This is a genomic window from Noviherbaspirillum suwonense (genome assembly GCF_900182955.1).
Classification (GTDB): Bacteria; Pseudomonadota; Gammaproteobacteria; order Burkholderiales; family Burkholderiaceae_D; genus Noviherbaspirillum_A; species Noviherbaspirillum_A suwonense.
In genome coordinates, this window is the sequence record NZ_FXUL01000002.1 from 253,627 (window position 1) to 269,216 (window position 15,590).

16 protein-coding genes are annotated in these 15,590 nt (G+C 67.6%); 9 read left to right on the forward strand and 7 right to left on the reverse strand.

Annotated elements, in window-relative coordinates; genetic code table 11:
- Positions 1–52: 52 nt before the first annotated feature.
- Positions 53–301 (forward strand): hypothetical protein, encoded by a 249-nt coding sequence (locus QOL82_RS04350; protein ID WP_283441021.1) that lies wholly within the window; start codon positions 53–55, stop codon positions 299–301.
- Between the two features lie 310 nt (positions 302–611).
- Positions 612–1,046: a GFA family protein gene (locus QOL82_RS04355; protein WP_283441022.1), complete on the forward strand. Its 435-nt coding sequence runs from the start codon at positions 612–614 to the stop codon at positions 1,044–1,046.
- 97 nt (positions 1,047–1,143) lie between these two features.
- Here QOL82_RS04355 and QOL82_RS04360 read toward each other — a convergent pair whose 3' ends face one another.
- On the reverse strand, positions 1,144–1,917 hold the full coding sequence (locus tag QOL82_RS04360) for an IclR family transcriptional regulator (RefSeq protein WP_283441023.1): 774 nt from the start codon (positions 1,915–1,917) through the stop codon (positions 1,144–1,146).
- Between the two features lie 203 nt (positions 1,918–2,120).
- Here QOL82_RS04360 and QOL82_RS04365 point away from each other — a divergent pair, with 203 nt between their 5' ends.
- The 3 genes from QOL82_RS04365 (at position 2,121) to QOL82_RS04375 (ending at position 5,446) form a co-directional block, all read left to right on the forward strand.
- Entirely contained in the window at positions 2,121–3,050 is a 930-nt protein-coding gene (locus QOL82_RS04365; protein ID WP_283441024.1) for a polysaccharide deacetylase family protein, read from the forward strand.
- Positions 3,043–4,089: an asparaginase gene (locus QOL82_RS04370; RefSeq protein WP_283441025.1), complete on the forward strand. Its 1,047-nt coding sequence runs from the start codon at positions 3,043–3,045 to the stop codon at positions 4,087–4,089. The genes QOL82_RS04365 and QOL82_RS04370 overlap by 8 nt, the downstream gene beginning before the upstream one ends.
- 148 nt (positions 4,090–4,237) lie before the next feature.
- A complete protein-coding gene (locus tag QOL82_RS04375; protein WP_283441026.1) occupies positions 4,238–5,446 on the forward strand; it encodes an MFS transporter in 1,209 nt (402 codons plus the stop codon).
- Between the two features lie 46 nt (positions 5,447–5,492).
- On the opposite strand, the gene QOL82_RS04380 is transcribed toward QOL82_RS04375, so the two are convergent.
- Both QOL82_RS04380 and QOL82_RS04385 read right to left on the reverse strand, forming a co-directional pair.
- Complete coding sequence (locus tag QOL82_RS04380; protein ID WP_283441027.1) at positions 5,493–6,692, reverse strand: FAD-dependent monooxygenase; 1,200 nt, start codon at positions 6,690–6,692, stop codon at positions 5,493–5,495.
- 76 nt (positions 6,693–6,768) lie between these two features.
- Complete coding sequence (locus QOL82_RS04385; RefSeq protein ID WP_283441028.1) at positions 6,769–7,770, reverse strand: Bug family tripartite tricarboxylate transporter substrate binding protein; 1,002 nt, start codon at positions 7,768–7,770, stop codon at positions 6,769–6,771.
- 103 nt (positions 7,771–7,873) lie between these two features.
- Between QOL82_RS04385 and QOL82_RS04390 the strand changes: the two genes are divergently transcribed.
- Positions 7,874–8,794 (forward strand): LysR family transcriptional regulator, encoded by a 921-nt coding sequence (locus QOL82_RS04390; RefSeq protein WP_283441029.1) that lies wholly within the window; start codon positions 7,874–7,876, stop codon positions 8,792–8,794.
- A 9-nt stretch (positions 8,795–8,803) separates the two neighbouring features.
- Here QOL82_RS04390 and QOL82_RS04395 read toward each other — a convergent pair whose 3' ends face one another.
- From QOL82_RS04395 to QOL82_RS04405, 3 genes are all read right to left on the reverse strand, one after another.
- Complete coding sequence (locus QOL82_RS04395; protein WP_283441030.1) at positions 8,804–9,388, reverse strand: cytochrome b; 585 nt, start codon at positions 9,386–9,388, stop codon at positions 8,804–8,806.
- Entirely contained in the window at positions 9,385–10,329 is a 945-nt protein-coding gene (locus tag QOL82_RS04400; RefSeq protein ID WP_283441031.1) for a beta-propeller fold lactonase family protein, read from the reverse strand. Before QOL82_RS04400 ends, QOL82_RS04395 begins: the two co-directional genes overlap by 4 nt.
- Positions 10,330–10,405: 76 nt before the next feature.
- Positions 10,406–11,353: a bestrophin family protein gene (locus QOL82_RS04405; protein WP_283441032.1), complete on the reverse strand. Its 948-nt coding sequence runs from the start codon at positions 11,351–11,353 to the stop codon at positions 10,406–10,408.
- 398 nt (positions 11,354–11,751) lie between these two features.
- Between QOL82_RS04405 and QOL82_RS04410 the strand changes: the two genes are divergently transcribed.
- From QOL82_RS04410 to QOL82_RS04420, 3 genes are all read left to right on the forward strand, one after another.
- Positions 11,752–12,906: a hypothetical protein gene (locus tag QOL82_RS04410; RefSeq protein WP_283441033.1), complete on the forward strand. Its 1,155-nt coding sequence runs from the start codon at positions 11,752–11,754 to the stop codon at positions 12,904–12,906.
- A 136-nt stretch (positions 12,907–13,042) separates the two neighbouring features.
- Positions 13,043–13,780, forward strand: a complete 738-nt coding sequence (locus QOL82_RS04415) for a class I SAM-dependent methyltransferase (RefSeq protein WP_283441034.1) — start codon at positions 13,043–13,045, stop codon at positions 13,778–13,780.
- 18 nt (positions 13,781–13,798) lie between these two features.
- A complete protein-coding gene (locus QOL82_RS04420; protein WP_283441035.1) occupies positions 13,799–14,542 on the forward strand; it encodes a DUF72 domain-containing protein in 744 nt (247 codons plus the stop codon).
- A 49-nt stretch (positions 14,543–14,591) separates the two neighbouring features.
- Here the strand turns inward: QOL82_RS04420 and QOL82_RS04425 are convergent, their stop codons facing one another.
- Positions 14,592–15,512: a LysR family transcriptional regulator gene (locus QOL82_RS04425; protein WP_283441036.1), complete on the reverse strand. Its 921-nt coding sequence runs from the start codon at positions 15,510–15,512 to the stop codon at positions 14,592–14,594.
- Between the last annotated feature and the right edge of the window lie 78 nt (positions 15,513–15,590).

Genomic DNA, 15,590 nt, shown 5'->3' on the forward strand with positions numbered 1-15,590 from the left:
GCAGGATATTCCGTGACTGATAGGGCAACCGGATAAATCGATGGCAGCCATCATGAACCGTCTCCTTTCCTCGCTGGCGCTGGCAATGCTGCTCGCCGCCTGCGCGCAGGCGCCGCTGCACAGGCAGGACGCCGGCGCCGCCGAACTGGCCGCCGACACCGAGGGCTGCGCCGCCCTCGCAAGGACGCGCTTTCCAACCGGCGACCCCAGCATGTCCGACGCGGTCAGCCTGGAGATGGAACAGGCGATGCGCCGCCAGACCTTCGTCGGCAAGTGCCTGAACGGTAAGGGCTGGCGCTAGCCTCGCCCGGCTCAACGCGCTTTCGCCGCGCGGCTCCCACCTTCTCCCCCGGCCAGGATTTCCGGCCCGCCATCCACCCCTTCCAGACCGCAAAAACCCCACCGGCAAGAGGGTATGGCCCGCGCCGCCGCCGCGCTACTATTTCAGTTCGCGGCGGGCAGGCATGGCATGCGCGAGGCATACGGGCCGCAGCGCCAGGACCGCACTCCGGGACCCTGCCCAATCCAGCACGGCATTACGCGATGCACGGGTATCACCCCGTGGAAGGTCGTCCGCGGGGCAATGCGCAGCAACCACCAAGGAGAACATCATGAGCGACACCAGTACCTATCAAGGCAGCTGCTTTTGCGGTGCAGTCACGTTCACGGTCGAGGGCGAACCGGTTGGCATGGGTTATTGTCATTGCGAATCCTGCCGGAGCTGGTCGGCGGGGCCGGTCAACGCATTCACGCTCTGGCAGCCCGGCGCGCTGCACATTACCAGCGGCACCGACAACATCGGCAGCTATGCGAAGACGCCCAAAAGCGTACGCAAGTGGTGCCGTACATGCGGCGGCCATTTGTTCACCGATCATCCGGGGATGGGGCTGACCGACATCTATGCCGCCAGCATTCCAACCTTTCCGTACAAGCCCGGCATCCATGTCCACTATGCCGAAACCAGGCTGCCGATGCGCGACGGCCTGCCCAAGATGAAGGACCTTCCGGCCGAGATGGGCGGCTCGGGCGTCACGATGGAGGAATGAGCCGGCTCGACGGTCCCATTCGGCAAGCGGACCGGATCGGCCCGCTTGATTTCCCGGCCTGAAGCCCCTGGCGGGCAAGGCCCCGCCGCTGCCGCCCTTACTGCCGCAGCAGCCGGGCGATGTCGGCGGCGGCGTCCTTCAGCATCGGCAGGATGTCGCCGACATGCTTCTCTGTCATCCGGGCCTGGGTGGTCGCGACGGTGACCGCCGCGATCGGCGTGCCGGTCAGGCTCCTGATCGGCAGGCCCACTGCGCTCACTCCCGGCACCGCCCGGTTCGCGATCCAGGCATAACCCTTGTCCCGCGCGCGGTCGACATGCTTGCGCAGCTCCGGCTCGTCGAGGTCGCCGTAGATGCTGAGCCGCGCGCCGACCGCATCGAAGATGCGCGCCACTTCCGGCTCCGGCAGGCAGCTCAGCAGCGCCAGCCCGCCGGCATTCACGCCAAGCGGCTGGCGGCTGCCGACCGGCACCGCCGGCGTCTGGATCGGATAGGTGCCCTGCACCCGGTTCAGGCAGACCGCATCGTTACCGCTGCGAACGAACAGGAAACTGGTGTCGCCGGTGCGCTCCGCGAGCTTGTGCAGCACCGGGCTGCAGATGTCGCCGAGGTTGAACTGGTGGGTAGACGCCAGCCCGAGTTCGAACACCAGCGAACCCAGCGTGTACTGCCGCGTCACGGGGTCGCGCACCAGCATGCCCTCGCCCATCAGCGCCTTGAGCAGCCGGTGCGCGGTCGGCCGCTCGAGCTGCAGCGCCTGCGCCAGGTCCACCAGGCGCAGGCCGCCGGGCGCGCGCTCGGCGATCAGCTTCAGTGCACGGATGGCCCGCGTGATGGTTTGCGCGCCGGCTGGCGGCTTGGTCATATTCATCCAGTAATTCCAAATAGTGAAACTAAAAACATTCCATTTGACAGCGCTTCGCCCGGAAAAATAGCATGGTCTTCAATCAACGGTCCAGGTTGGCCTGCGAAAGACGCCAGACCGGGCACGAAAGTTCCATATAGTGGACATATCCGATACGCAAAGGCGATCGGCGCGCAAGCGATGCGCGTCGCGCCGCACAGGAGAACAGCATGAACGAACAGGCGCAAGGGGCAGCCAGCCCTGGCCCCACCAGCCGCGACCGGCTGCCGTATGAACCGATCACCCAGCGCCGCCCATTCGTGCTGCCGGACAATGCGCGGGTGGCGGTCTGGACCATCGTCAACATCGAGAACTGGCTTCCCGAAAACCCGATGCCGCGCACGGTGCTGCCGCCGCCGATGGGCCAGCCGCTGCTGCCGGACGTGCCGAACTGGTGCTGGCACGAGTATGGAATGCGGGTCGGCTTCTGGCGCTTCCTCGACGCGCTCAAGTCCCGCAACCTCCGGGCGACGCTGGCGCTGAACGGCACCACCTGCGAGCAGTACGCGCCGGCCTGCCGCGCCGCGCTGGAGGCGGGCTGGGAATTCATGGGGCATGGCCATGTGCAGAAGCCGATGCACCGGGTCGAGGACCAGGCGGCGGCGATCAGGCAGACGATGGATGCGATCCGCGACTTCACCGGCAAGCCGCCGCGCGGCTGGGAAAGCCCGGGCCTGACCGAGACCGCCGAGACACTGGACCTGCTGGCCGAGGCCGGCATCGAGTATGTCGCCGACTGGGTGATGGACGACCAGCCGGTGCCGCTGCGCACACGCAGCGGCAGCATGGTGTCGGTGCCGTACACGGTGGAGATCAACGATGTCGTCATGTCGGCGATACAGCAGCAGCCGTCCGACGAGATCCTCCGCCGCGGGCGCGATCAGTTCGACCAGCTCTACAAGGAAGGCGCCAGCATCCCGCGCGTGATGGCGATCTCGATCCATCCCTACCTGACGGGCGTGCCGCACCGGATCAAGTACCTGGAGGCGCTGTACGACTACATCCTGTCGCATCCGGGCGTGGTGATGTGCACCGGCGAGGAAATCCTCGACCTGTACAACGCGCAGAATCCTGCCGCCGAACGGGCGTCGCATGGCTGACGCCGTCAACCTGCGGCAGCCGGCGGCGGGCCGGCGCGTGCTGCTGGTCTCCACCGGCGGCACCATCACGATGACCGCGGCGGCCAGCGGCGGCATCGCGCCGACGCTGACCGGCGAGGACCTGGTGCGGGCCGTGCCCGAACTGGCGGGCGCTGCCACGGTCGACGTGCATTCGTATTCGACCAAGCCGGGCGCGTCGCTGACGCTGGAAGACCTGGTGCGCATCGCCGAACTGATCGACCTGCGCCTGGCCGATGGCTATGCCGGCGCGGTCGTCGTGCAGGGCACCGACACGATAGAGGAAACCGCGTTCGTGCTCGACATGCTGGTGGCGTCGGAGCGGCCCGTCGTGGTCACCGGCGCGATGCGCGGAGCTGCTGCGCCGGGCGCGGACGGGCCGGCCAACCTGCTGGCCGCGGCCACCGTCGCCGCCAGTCCGCTGGCGGGCGGCCTGGGCACCGTCGTCGTGCTCAATGACGAGGTGCATGCGGCGCGTCACGTGCAGAAGTCGCATACGTCGGCGCCGTCCGCGTTTGCCTCGCCGGGCAGCGGCCCGGTCGGCCATGTCATCGAAGGCCGGCTGCACCTGTATGCGCGGCTGCCGCGGCTGGCCGCGCTGCCGCGCCCGGCGATCGGCGCAATCGAAGGCGCACCGGTTGCGCTGATCAGGGTCGCGCTCGGCGACGACGGGCGGCTGCTCGGCGCGCTGCCGGGGCTGGGCTACCGCGGCGCAGTTATCGAAGGCATGGGCGCGGGCCACCTGCCGGCCGGGCTGGCCGAACTGCTTGGCACGCTGGCCGGGGCAATGCCGGTCGTGCTGGCGACCCGCGTCGCCGCCGGCCCGGTGTTCCAGGGCACCTATGGATTTCCCGGCTCGGAAATGGACCTGATCGCGCGCGGCGCGATCCCCGGCGGCTATTACGCGGGCGGCAAGGCCTGCCTGCTGTTGCGGCTGCTGCTGGCTGCCGGCCTGGTTGGCGAGCCGTTGAAGGCGGCCTACATCGCGCGCTGCAACGGCATGTTGTTCGACGCCGGCTGAGCCGGCCGGCGGAATGCATGCGGTCCCTTGTCCGCCCGCAGCGATGTTTATACATGCATGGATGAACGCATAAGCACACGCACCGATTCACGCAGCGACCTATCGTGCCGGCATGCCGGCATTCACCGAATAATGGAGGATGAATAGAATGAACAAGAACAAGGCGGCATTCTGGATGTTTGTCGTGCTGCTGCTGTCCTACGTGGTCAATGCAATGGACCGCCAGCTGTTCTCGGTCCTTGCGCCCGATGTCCGCAAGGCGCTGGGGCTGACCCTGCCGCAGGTCGGGCTGGCGGCCACCGTCTTCACGCTGGGCATGGGCCTGGCGGGCATTCCGACCGGCTACCTGCTGACCCGCATGTCCCGCCGCGGCGTCGCGATACTCGGCCTGATCATCTTCTCGGTTGCGACCTACCTGACCGCCTACGCGACCGGCATGCCCGACCTGCTGCTCTACCGCTTCGTCTCCGGGCTGGGCGAAGCGATGCAGCTGACCGCGCTGCTGGCGATCGGCACCACCTATTTCATGAACCACCGCGCAGTGGCTGCCAGCTCGCTGAACTTCACCTTCGGCATCGGCGCGGTGATCGGGCCGAACCTGGGTGCAGCGATACTCGGCGCGACCCACTGGCAGATGCCCTTCGTCGTGTTCGGCCTGTCCGGCATCATCGCGCTGGCGCTGATCCTGCTGTTCGTGAAGCCCTGGTTCAGCGAAGTGCAGGCGGTGCAGCAGGCGGCAAGCCTGCAGTCCGAGGAAGGGCTGGCCGATTCGATCTGGGCCAGGCAGCCGATGATCCTGGCGGTCGCCACGATGTTCGCCGGACTGGCCATCTATGGCTACCTGGGCCTGTATCCAACCTACCTGCGGGACGCGCTGGGCTTCACGCCCAAACAGGCGGGCCTGGCGGTGAGCTTCTATGGCTTCGGCGCGCTGCTGTCGCTGTTCGGCGGCTGGCTCGGCGACAAGTACGACTACCGCCGGCTGCTGTTCATCGCGCTGGTGATCTCGGCGGTCTCCGGCGGGCTGCTGTTCACCGGCCTGGAAAAGTCGCTGATGCTGCACATCGTGTTTTCCTTCGTGTTCGGCGGCGCCATCAGCGGCATGGTCTACGCCAACCTGTCGGCCGGCATCATCAAGTCCGTGCGCCGCGCCAGCGCCGCCTATGCGTCCGGCCTGTTCGTCGCCAGCCTGTATATCCCGGCCGCCTTCGCCGGCTACCTGCTGGGCACGCTGAAGGAAAACTTCGGCTGGTCGACCGCGGGCATCGTCCAGGTCGCCGGCTGCTCGATCATCGCGGCGATACTGACGCTGCTTGCCGCCGCCGGCCAGCAGCGCCAGGCGCTGGCCCGGGCATAGGGCGGCGCCGGCCGGGCCGATGGACGGCCCGACCCTTACTTCTTGATTACAGCGGGACGTCGTCGACGTTGTAGCGGAACAGCCAGTCGTAGCGTTCCCGCACCTTGTCCTCGGCCCACTCGCGGTCGACGTAGGCCGCGGCGCCTTCGGCCGACGCAAGCGCGGGATTATGGAAGCGCTTGCCGTTCTCGGTCGAGCGCAGCACGATGCGGGTCGTGCGCTCGATACGGGCCTGCTCGTACTTCGCCAGCGCGGTGACGATATCGCCGCGGTACTGCTCGATGCAGCGGCCCAGGAGATAGCCGTCCTCCACCGCCATGACCGCGCCCTGCGCAAGAAAGGGCAAGGTCGGATGGCAGGCGTCGCCCAGCAGCGTCACGCGCCCGAACGACCACCGTTCCAGCGGCGGGCGCGCCATCAGCGCCCACTTGTACGGCACGTCGATCTGGCTGATCAGCTGGTGGATGTCGTCATGCCATCCGGCGAAGTCGGCATGGCACTCGTCCAGCGTGCCTTTCTGCGTCCACGACTCCACCTGCCAGTCGTCGCGTTCGACGATGCCGACGAAATTCATCAGCGCGCCGCCGTGCAGCGGATAGTGGATCACGTGCGCGCCCGGCCCGACCCAGTTGGTGCCCACCGGGCGGCGCATCGCATCTGGCAGCCGGGCCATCGGGATCACGCCGCGCCAGGCCATGCAGCCGGAAAACGCCGGCCGGTCCGCGCCGAACAGCTGGCCGCGGATGCGGGAATGCACGCCGTCCGCCGCGATCAGCGCCTCGCCATGCAAGGTGCGCCCGTCGCCCAGCGCCAGGCGGACGCCCTCCCCGGTTTCCTCGAACGACACGCAGTGCGCGCCCAGCATGATCGCGTCGGCCTTGATGGCGCGGACCGCGTCGGCGAGGACCCTGTGCAGGTCGGGACGGTAGATCATGAAGTACGGATAGCCGTAGTCGGCCACCGAGCTCGCGCCGAGGTCGAACAGTTTCCACGTGCGGCCGCTGTTCCACAGCCGGATCTCCTTGCCTTCGGGTTCGCTGGCGAGCGCCTGCAGCGCGTCGCCCAGCCCCAGCCGGTACAGCGCGCGCAGGCCGTTCGGGCTGAGCTGCAGCCCGGCGCCCACCTCCTGCAACGCCGCTGCCTGTTCGCAGACCTGGACGTCGTAGCCCCTCTGCAGCAGGGAAAGCGCCGCGGTCAGCCCGCCGATGCCGGCGCCGGCGATGAGTATCGGTAGCTTCCTGTTCATTTCAACCTTGTTCCTTGACACTGGATCGGCCGCCTGCATGCCGCAGGCCGCCGACCGCATGGGATTGGCCGCCCGGCTATTCGAGGCGGATATGCTTTTCCTTGATGATCCGGTTCCACTTCGCGCTTTCCGATCGGACTTTCTCGGCCAGCTGTTCAGGCGTCGATGGCGTCGGGGTGAAGCTTGCCAGCTTCATCTGCGCCAGCACCGCCGGCTCCTTCAGCGCCGCGGTCGCCAGCCGGTTCAGCGCGGCGATCACCTCGGGCGGCGTGCCGCGCGGCGCGAACAGGCCGAACCAGGTGGCTGCGTCGAAATCGGCGAGGCCGCTTTCCTGCATGGTCGGCACGTCCGGCAGTTCCGGCAGCCGCTGCCTGCTCGTCACGGCCAGCGGGCGCAGCCGGCCGGCCTTGATCATCGGCAGCGGCGCGGTCGGCGTGTCGACCATCATGTCGACGTCGCCGGCCAGCAGCCCCGTCATGGCGGGCGCCGCGCCCTTGTACGGCACGTGCTGTATCGACAGCTTCGTTGCGTTCAGGAACAGCTCGGTCGTCAGGTGCGGCGAGCTGCCTTCGCCGGGCGACGCGAAGTTGAGCTTGCCCGGCTCCGCCCTAGCTTTCGCGACCAGGTCGCCGAGCTTGTTGTAGGGCGACTGCGCATTGACGAACAGCAGGTACGGCTGGCTGGCGATCAGCGAAATCGGCGCGAAGGAGGTGATGCCGTCATAGGACAGCTTCGCGTACAGGTGCGGCGCCATCGCATTGGACGTCAGCCCGCCCCACAGCAGCGTGTAGCCGTCGGCCGGCGCGCGCGCCACCCTGGCCGCGCCTATCGTGGTGCCGGCCCCGGCAACGTTCTCTACGACGAAGGCGCCGCCCGACTGTTTCTGGAACGCCTGCGCCAGCAGCCGCGCGCTGGCGTCGGTCGCGCCGCCCGGCGCATACGGCACGACGATGGTCACCGTGCGCTCCGGGTAGTCCGCGGCGCGAGCGGCTGTGCTGCCGAATGCCTGCACCGTCAGCATTGTCAGGGCCGACAGCAGCACCGGGGCGGCGGCGCGCATCGAGCGGGTAAGAGTCATCGCAAGTCTCCTTATTGTTGGTATGGCCTGGTCCAAGCGCATTTAACCGCATTCCGATCAAGAATATAATCGCCATTATTTTCTGAATTAAGAAGCAGCGCGCATGAATGTAACCCAGCGGCAGATGCAGGCCTTCCTCGACATCGCGCGCCTCAGCAGCTTCACCCGCGCGGCCGAGCGGCTGCACATCACGCAGTCGGGCCTGAGCGCGATGATGCGCGACCTGGAGGAGCAGCTGAAGTGCAGGCTGTTCGACCGGACTACGCGCTCCGTCAGCCTGACCGCGGAAGGCTTGCAGCTGGTGCCGGTGGCGAGCCGCATCGTGGCCGAGCTGGCGTCGGTGTCGGACGCGATCAGCCAGATCACCAGCACCGCGCAGCGGACGCTGACCGTGGGCGCGACGCCCATCATTGCCGACGGCGTCATGCCCTCGGCGGCCGCCGCGTTCCGGCGCGCACATCCGCAGATCAACCTGCGGATCCGGGACCTGAGCCGGCAGGCGATCCAGGAAGGCGTGGCCAACGGCGCGCTCGACGCCGGCTACGGCGCGTTTTTCAAGGAATCGTCGGGCATCGCGCGTACGCCGCTGGCCGAATTCGCGATGTGCGCGGTGTCGCCGCTCGACAGTAAGGAGAAAGCGCCACGGGCCAGGCCCGGCCCCGGCCAGACCGACTGGTCGGCGCTGCGGGACCAGCCACTGATCGGGCTGCCGCCGGACAACCCGGTGCAGGAGCTGATCGAGGAGCAGTTACGCCGGATCGGGCGCGGCGACGAGGACAGGCCGGTCTACGAGAACTTCCAGACCCTGCTGGCGATGGTGGAAGCCGGCCTGGGCGTCGCGGTGCTGCCGTCCTTCATCGCCCCGGCCTGCCGGCGCTACCGGGTGCGGATCGCGCTGTTATCGGCGCCAGCGGTGTCGCTGAATTTTTATGAAATCACGCGCAAGGGCCGGCCGCCGCCGGAAGCGCTTTCCACGCTGGCCGATTCGATGCGCGCCGAGTTCGACGCGCATGCGGGGCAATGACCCGGCCGGTCAGCCGCCGCGCCGCCCCGGCCACATCCGCTGGAACACCTGGTCCCGGTTGACCAGCAGGTGCTTCAGCGCGGCGGCCACGTGCAGCGCCACCAGCACCAGCAGGGTCACCGCCACCACGCCGTGGATGGTGCCGAACAAAGTCTGCACCGGCTTGCTTTCCCAGGCCCACTGCGGCAGCGGAATGCCGAAGAACTTGACGCCATACTTCCCGAACGAGGACGCCAGGTAGCCCGACAGCGGCTGCAGCAGCATGCACAGGTAGAGCAGCCGGTGGCTCCAGGCGGCGGCCCGCGCCTGCCAGCCCGGCAGGCCGGCCGGCAGCGGCGGCGGCTTGTGGGTCGCGCGCCAGGCAAGGCGCACCAGCACGAGCAGCAGCACCAGCACGCCGAAGGACTTGTGCAGGTTGACGTAGAAGCCGCGCGCCGGCGTGTTGCGCGGGATGTCTTCCAGCGAGAAGCCCAGCCACAGCATGCCGATGATCAGGACTGCCAGCAGCCAGTGCAGCGCCATGGCCTGCCAGGTATAGCGGGCAGGCGCGCCGGCGCGCGCCGCGGCCTGCCTGTTCTCGACGATCGCGCTCATTGGATCACCACGCCCCACGGCAGCTCGCCGACCGTGATTTCCTTGGCCACCGCGTTGGCCGAGGTATCGATCACCGAGACCGAGTTCGAGCGGCCGTTGGCGACATACAGCTTCTTGCCGTCGGGCGTGATCGCCATGTTCCACGGACGCTTGCCGACCGGGATGGTGGCAACCACCGCGTTGCTGGCCGTATCGATCGCCGACACCGTGCCGTCCTTGCCATTCGAGACGTAGACCCGGCTGCCGTCAGGCGCCATCGTCACGCCGTTGGAGAAGTTGCCGGCCTTGATTTCCTTCAGCACCTTGCGGCCCGGCACGTCGATCGCGTAGACCATGCTGGCGATCTCGCAGGCGACATAGGCGACCTTGCCGTCGGGGCGGAATGCGATGCCGCGCGGCCGCATGCCGACCTTGACCGACGCCACTTCCTTGCGCGCCGCCACGTCGATCAGGTCCACGGTGTCGGCATCCTCGGCGCTGACCATCACCAGCTTGCCGTCCGGGCTGAACACCGCGTGCTCCGGGTTCTTGCCGCTGGTGGAGACGGAAAACTCCTTGTGATTGGTGGCCGTGCTGATGAAGCTGACCGCGTTCGACACTTCGCTCGCCGCGGCGATCCATTCGCCGGACGCGGAAGCGGACACGCCTTCGGGCGACTCGCCGAGCGGCACGGTGCCGGAAGCCTTGCGGCTCTGCAGGTCCAGCATCAGCAGCGCATTGGCCGGCTGGTCGCTGACATACAGCGTGTTGCGCGCCGCAGCCGCGCCGCGCGGCTTGGCGCCGGCCTTCATCTCGGCGACGACGCTGTCGGTCGCAATGTCGATCACCGAGATCGTGCCGGATTTCTCATTGGACACATAAGCGAACGGGGCCGCCATGACGATGCACGGAAACAGCAGCGCGACGGACACGACGCGGCGAGACCATTTTCTGTTGTTCATGTTTATCTCCTCGTTATGATTTGTGCTACAGCATAGCAGCGGCGCGGGCGGCAGGCATGACCGCTGCGCGCCGGCCTCAGACGAGCTGGTATTCGACCGGCAGCAGCGGCTGCGGCAGCCGGGTCTCGCCCAGCGTCTCGCGCAGGCTGATCTCGATGGCCCGGCAGATGGTTTCCAGCGGCAGGTCGTTGGGCGCCAGGCCGAACGGCTCCTCGATCTCGTCGCCAAGCGCATCGAGCGCAAAGAAGGTGTAGGCGACGATGGCCACCACGAACGGCGTCATGAAGCCCAGCGTATCGACCAGCCCGAACGGCAGCAGGAAGCAATAGAAGTAGGCGGTCCGGTGCAGCAGCAGGGTATAGGAAAACGGGATGGGCGTGCCCTTGATCCGCTCGCAGGCCGAGCAGGCCGCGACGAGCGCGGACACATTGGCGTCCACCGCCACCGCGAGGCAGCCGTCGATCCGGCCGTCTGCGATGCACCGGGCGAGGTCCTGCCCCATCCGGTCCATCAGGAAGTTCGGCTTGTGGACCGCGCCGGCGAATCGGCGCCACTCCTCCGGCGCCAGCAGCGACTCGACATCGGCATTGCTGTCGGAATCGCGCAGATGGTGGCGCAGCGCATGCGCATGCGCCATCGCCCGGTAGATCATGCGGACGCGGATGTCGTCCAGCCCGGCCGGTGCATGCGATGCGGCGGATGGCCTCGCGGCAATCAGGCTCAGGCACTGGCGGGCCAGGTTGCGGCTATGGAATACGACTTCGCCCCATAGCCGCCGGCCTTCCCAGTAGCGGTCGTACGCGGAGTTGTTGCGAAAGCCGAGGAAGATCGCGAGCGGCAACCCTATCAGCGTAAACGGGATGGTGGTCAGCGTGATCTTGTGGTGGAGGATGGAGCCGTGGGTTAGCGTGACCGCAATCGCAAGCAGCGTGGTCACCACCAGGCTCTTCCAGATCCGGCTCAGCACCGAACCCCGCATGATCAGGAACAGTTTAAGTCCCGATGGGCGTTCGCGAATGATCACCGCGCGCTCCCGGGGCGTAGCAGCTGCGCACGGCATTCGTGCAGGCGCTTAGGAAAGTCGCACATCGATGGAGTCCTCCTGGTTGTTCGCGGTTGTAGACGGTGAGACACATTGTTCCACCTTATCAGGCTATCGATGCCGGATCGGCGCAATGCCGGCATTTCCGTAAAACCTGCCAGCCCGCTTCCCTGCCGCGCCGGCATGGCGATGGATCCCGCGCGTCCGCCCAGGCATTCACCATGTTGCATGCGGGATACATCGCGACGACTGCTTTCGCCCGAAAGTTGCCAGCTGGCATTGCCAGCCTCGGGCATTTCTCTTAGGCTGATGACTTTCCGAAATGCATCTTCCGCGATGCCGCTGCCTCGGCGCCTCCAGTAATCTCCGCACCCTATTACATGCCTATTCCAACACAGGAACGCAGCCTTCTGCCTTTCGTCACCCTGCAGGGCGCCATCTGCACCCTCTCCGGTTTTATCGGTTATTTCCTGATGCGCGAGCGCGGCCACCAGGCCATGTTCGAGTTCACGTCCATCATGCTGACCTTCGCCATGCTGGCCGCTACCCTGGCCTACGGCTTCGGCGCCAGGCTCGGCCTCGGCGGCAAGATGCTGATGAAGCTGGGATTCTTCGTGCCCGGCGTGGTGCTGCTGTCGGGTAACCAGTCGGTCTGGGCGATGTCCTTCGCCTTCGGCAGCTTCCTCGGGCTGACCTGGGGCGCGCGCCACTGGCTGGAGATGCAGCTGCTGAGCGACGGCCAGCGCGACGCCTACGCATCCCATGCCGGCGCGCTGGCAGTGGCCGGCGGCATCGCCGCGACGCTGTTCTCCACCCTGCTGCTGACGCAGACCGTCAACAGCGCCCGGCTGCTGTATGCGCTGTATGGCGCCGCCTGCCTGCTGGCCGCCTGGCGCCTCGGGCGCGGCATGCCGGACGCGCCGCTGCAGCCGCTCAAGGCGCCGCTTGCGCTGGTGCGGCGGCCCGATTTCCTGGCCTGCCTGCCGCTGTTCTTCCTCGAATCCGGGCTGTTCGGCCTGGGCCAGGCCATCACCTCGATCGGCGCTTCCCGCGCGATGGGATCGGCAGCCGCGCTCGGCACCGTCGCCACGGTCGCCGGCCTGGCCGGCGGCGTCGGCCTCTACCTGTCCGCGCGCCGGCGCGACGTCGACAACCGCGCTTCCTGGCTGGGCGGCTCCTGCCTGGCCATGGCGATCGCGTTCCTGTTCCTGGCCGGCAGCGCCTGGATACCCGGCCTGTTCGTGGTTCACCTGATCGCCAAGGCCGCGGCCGGCCCCTTTCTCGGCGCCAGCGAACACGTGCTGAACCAGAGGGCGCTCGACATTGCCGGCGACCTCGGCGACCGCATCGTCGTTCGCGAGGTCACGCTGTGGGCGCTGCGCATGGCGTCGCTGCTGGGTTTCTGGGCGCTGTCGACCGCGATGCCGCCTGCCGTCATGCTGGCCGCCGGCGCGCTGCTGATGGCCGCGGCCGTGGGACTGGAATACCTGGTCGCCCAAGCCTGGTTCGGCGAAGGCGCGCGCCAGCCGGCCTAGTTCGTCAGGCGCGGCCTGCGGTCGAAGTCCGGGCTGCGCAGACCTTGCCGGTATTGCGCAGCCTCGACTGCGGGCCGCGCGAAGCCGGCTATGCTGCAGGGTCCGAACGTTGCTGCCCCTGCCGAAAGGACTTCCGATGCGCGCATTCCCGGCCTCCCTGGCGCTGAAACTGACGCTGACACCGTTGCTGATCCTCGGGCTGCTGTGCGGCGCCCAGACCGCCGCCGCCCGCGACGAACCGTATGGCGCTTCCAGGCCCAGCGCCGACGGCATCGGCAAGACCTATATGGGCCGTGAAATATCGCAGGTGATGGGCTATCCCGGCGCCGACTGGCTGGAGCGCGGCAGCCGGGAAAAGGAGGAAAGGCCGGACCTGCTGCTGGCGGCGCTGGAACTGAAGCCCGGCATGGCGGTGGCCGATGTCGGCGCCGGCACCGGCTATTACTCGTGGCAGATTGCAACCCGCATCGGCGAGACGGGCCGGGTCTACGCGGTCGACGTGCAGCCGCAGATGATAGACCTGCTCAAGGAGCGCATGCGGCAGCGCGGTGTGCGCAACGTGCAGCCGGTGCTGGGCGCCGCGACCGACACCGGCCTGGCGCCGGCTTCCATCGACCTGGCGCTGATGGTCGATGTCTACCACGAGCTCGACCATCCGCGCGAGATCCTCGACAGCGTGCTGCGGGCATTGCGCCCCGGCGGCAGGCTGGCGCTGGTCGAGTACCGCGCCGAGGACGACAGCGTGCCGATCAAGCGCCTGCACAAGATGAGCGTCGCGCAGATCCGCCGCGAAGTCGGCGCGCAGGGCCTGCTGTGGCAGCAGACGGTGGAAACCCTGCCGTGGCAGCACATCGTCATTTTCCGCAAGCCGTGAAGGATGGCGGCGGCACCGATGCAGCTATATGTAGGCACCAGCGGCTATCTGTACCGGCACTGGAATAACGGCGTCTTCTACCCGCGCGGCGTGAAGGACAGGCTGGCTTATGCAATGGCCCGGATGACGGCGATGGAAATCAATTCCAGCTTTTACCGGATACCGCCGCCGGACACGGTGGCGCAGTGGGCCGGCAGCGTGCCGGCTGGCCGACGCCTGGTGCTGAAAGCGCCGCAGTCGGTGTCGCACCGGCGTCGGCTCAAGCTGCACAGCGAAGGCGGCGTGAGACAGGGCGCGGACCTGCTGGCGTATTTCATCGAAGGCGTGCTGCGCATCGAAGCCGACAGGCGCGGCCCGGTGCTGCTGCAGCTGCCGGGGCAGATGCAAGTCGACCTGGCGCGGCTGGAAGCGGTGCTGGAGCTGTTCGATGCGCACCGCGTCAGGCTCGCCCTCGAGATACGGCATCCTTCCTGGTTCGTCGCGCCGACGCTGGGCCTGCTGGAAAGGTACGGCGCCGCACTCGTGGCGTCCGACTGGCCCGAGTTCAGCACGCCGCTCGTTGCCACCTGCGATTTCCTTTATCTGCGCCGGCATGGGCCCGGCGCGCTGTATGCCAGCAGCTACGACGATGCCGCGCTGTCGGCCGACCTGGCGCTGCTGGGCTCGCAGGCGGCGAAGGAAGCCTATGTGTTCTTCAACAATGACATACACGGGTATGCGCCGTGGAATGCGATGCGGATGATGCAGTTGATGGACGCGTAAGGTTGCGGCCTCGTCTGCAAGACCGTTTCCTCGCGCGGCAGCGTGGCGTTCAGTTCGGCCGCAAGCCTGCCGCCTCTCCCAGCTGTTCCCTCAGCATCGCCAGCATCGCCTCGGCCGCCGGCGACAGCGCGCTGTCCCGGCGGGTCACCAGGCCGATGGAGCGGCGTATCGCCGGCTCGACCAGGGGCCGGCGGGCGATGCCGACGCTGCCGATCACGTCCGCCGCCATGGCCGGCAGCGCGGCCACGCCCAGTTCCTCGACCACCATCGCGCCTATCGTCGCCAGGTGGTCAACCTCGTAGGCGGGATGGAAGGCAAACCCGTTCTGCAGCGCCGCCGCTTCGACGTACTGGCGCACGCTGGTGTGACGGGACATCGAGATGTGCGGCGAGGACAGCGTGTCGGTGAAACGCACCGGGCCGCGCGCGCGTCCCAGCGGGTGCGCGCGCGCGGCCAGCAGCACGAAGGAGTCGGTCGTCAGCGGCGCGTAGTCGAGGTCGGTGTAGGCCGGGTTGGCGGCGGTGAGCGCAAAATCGACCCGGCCTTCCCGCACCAGTTCGAACGCCGGCTCGGACAGCGTGTCGACCAGCGACAGCCTGACATCCGGGTACCTCGCGCCGAATGCGCGGAACAGCCGCGGCACGATGCGCGCGGCCAGCGAGGGCATCGCGGCCAGCGCCACCTGGCCGCGCCGCACCGCCGCCACGTCGTGGACGGCGATCACGGTGCGCTCCAGCTCGGACAGCAGTTGCCCGGCATGCGAGGCCAGCACCGCGCCCGCCGCGGTCAGCGCGACCGCGCGCGTGGTGCGGTCGAACAGCCGGCTGCCCATCGTCGCTTCCAGCCTGACCACCAGCGTCGACAGCGCGGACTGCGACAGGTGCATTTCCTTCGCGGCCTTGCTGAAGCTGAGCGAGGTGGCCACCGCCAGGAAGGCGCGCAGGTCACGGGTTGAAAGATTTATCTCCATGGTCGATAAGTCTATAGAAAATATGCGATTCACAGAAATAACATGCCAGCGCACACTGCATTTTTTTTAACCCTGACG

What these genes read in the sequence shown, in the direction of transcription:
- QOL82_RS04375 (WP_283441026.1), top strand. Translation starts at nt 4,238, where the DNA reads ATGAACAAGAACAAGGCGGCATTCTGGATGTTTGTCGTGCTGCTGCTG.
- QOL82_RS04390 (WP_283441029.1), top strand. Translation starts at nt 7,874, where the DNA reads ATGAATGTAACCCAGCGGCAGATGCAGGCCTTCCTCGACATCGCGCGC.
- QOL82_RS04355 (WP_283441022.1), top strand. Translation starts at nt 612, where the DNA reads ATGAGCGACACCAGTACCTATCAAGGCAGCTGCTTTTGCGGTGCAGTC.
- QOL82_RS04400 (WP_283441031.1), bottom strand. Translation starts at nt 10,329, where the DNA reads ATGAACAACAGAAAATGGTCTCGCCGCGTCGTGTCCGTCGCGCTGCTG.
- QOL82_RS04410 (WP_283441033.1), top strand. Translation starts at nt 11,752, where the DNA reads ATGCCTATTCCAACACAGGAACGCAGCCTTCTGCCTTTCGTCACCCTG.
- QOL82_RS04350 (WP_283441021.1), top strand. Translation starts at nt 53, where the DNA reads ATGAACCGTCTCCTTTCCTCGCTGGCGCTGGCAATGCTGCTCGCCGCC.
- QOL82_RS04360 (WP_283441023.1), bottom strand. Translation starts at nt 1,917, where the DNA reads ATGAATATGACCAAGCCGCCAGCCGGCGCGCAAACCATCACGCGGGCC.
- QOL82_RS04420 (WP_283441035.1), top strand. Translation starts at nt 13,799, where the DNA reads ATGCAGCTATATGTAGGCACCAGCGGCTATCTGTACCGGCACTGGAAT.
- QOL82_RS04365 (WP_283441024.1), top strand. Translation starts at nt 2,121, where the DNA reads ATGAACGAACAGGCGCAAGGGGCAGCCAGCCCTGGCCCCACCAGCCGC.
- QOL82_RS04385 (WP_283441028.1), bottom strand. Translation starts at nt 7,770, where the DNA reads ATGACTCTTACCCGCTCGATGCGCGCCGCCGCCCCGGTGCTGCTGTCG.
- QOL82_RS04415 (WP_283441034.1), top strand. Translation starts at nt 13,043, where the DNA reads ATGCGCGCATTCCCGGCCTCCCTGGCGCTGAAACTGACGCTGACACCG.
- QOL82_RS04380 (WP_283441027.1), bottom strand. Translation starts at nt 6,692, where the DNA reads ATGAACAGGAAGCTACCGATACTCATCGCCGGCGCCGGCATCGGCGGG.
- QOL82_RS04395 (WP_283441030.1), bottom strand. Translation starts at nt 9,388, where the DNA reads ATGAGCGCGATCGTCGAGAACAGGCAGGCCGCGGCGCGCGCCGGCGCG.
- QOL82_RS04425 (WP_283441036.1), bottom strand. Translation starts at nt 15,512, where the DNA reads ATGGAGATAAATCTTTCAACCCGTGACCTGCGCGCCTTCCTGGCGGTG.
- QOL82_RS04370 (WP_283441025.1), top strand. Translation starts at nt 3,043, where the DNA reads ATGGCTGACGCCGTCAACCTGCGGCAGCCGGCGGCGGGCCGGCGCGTG.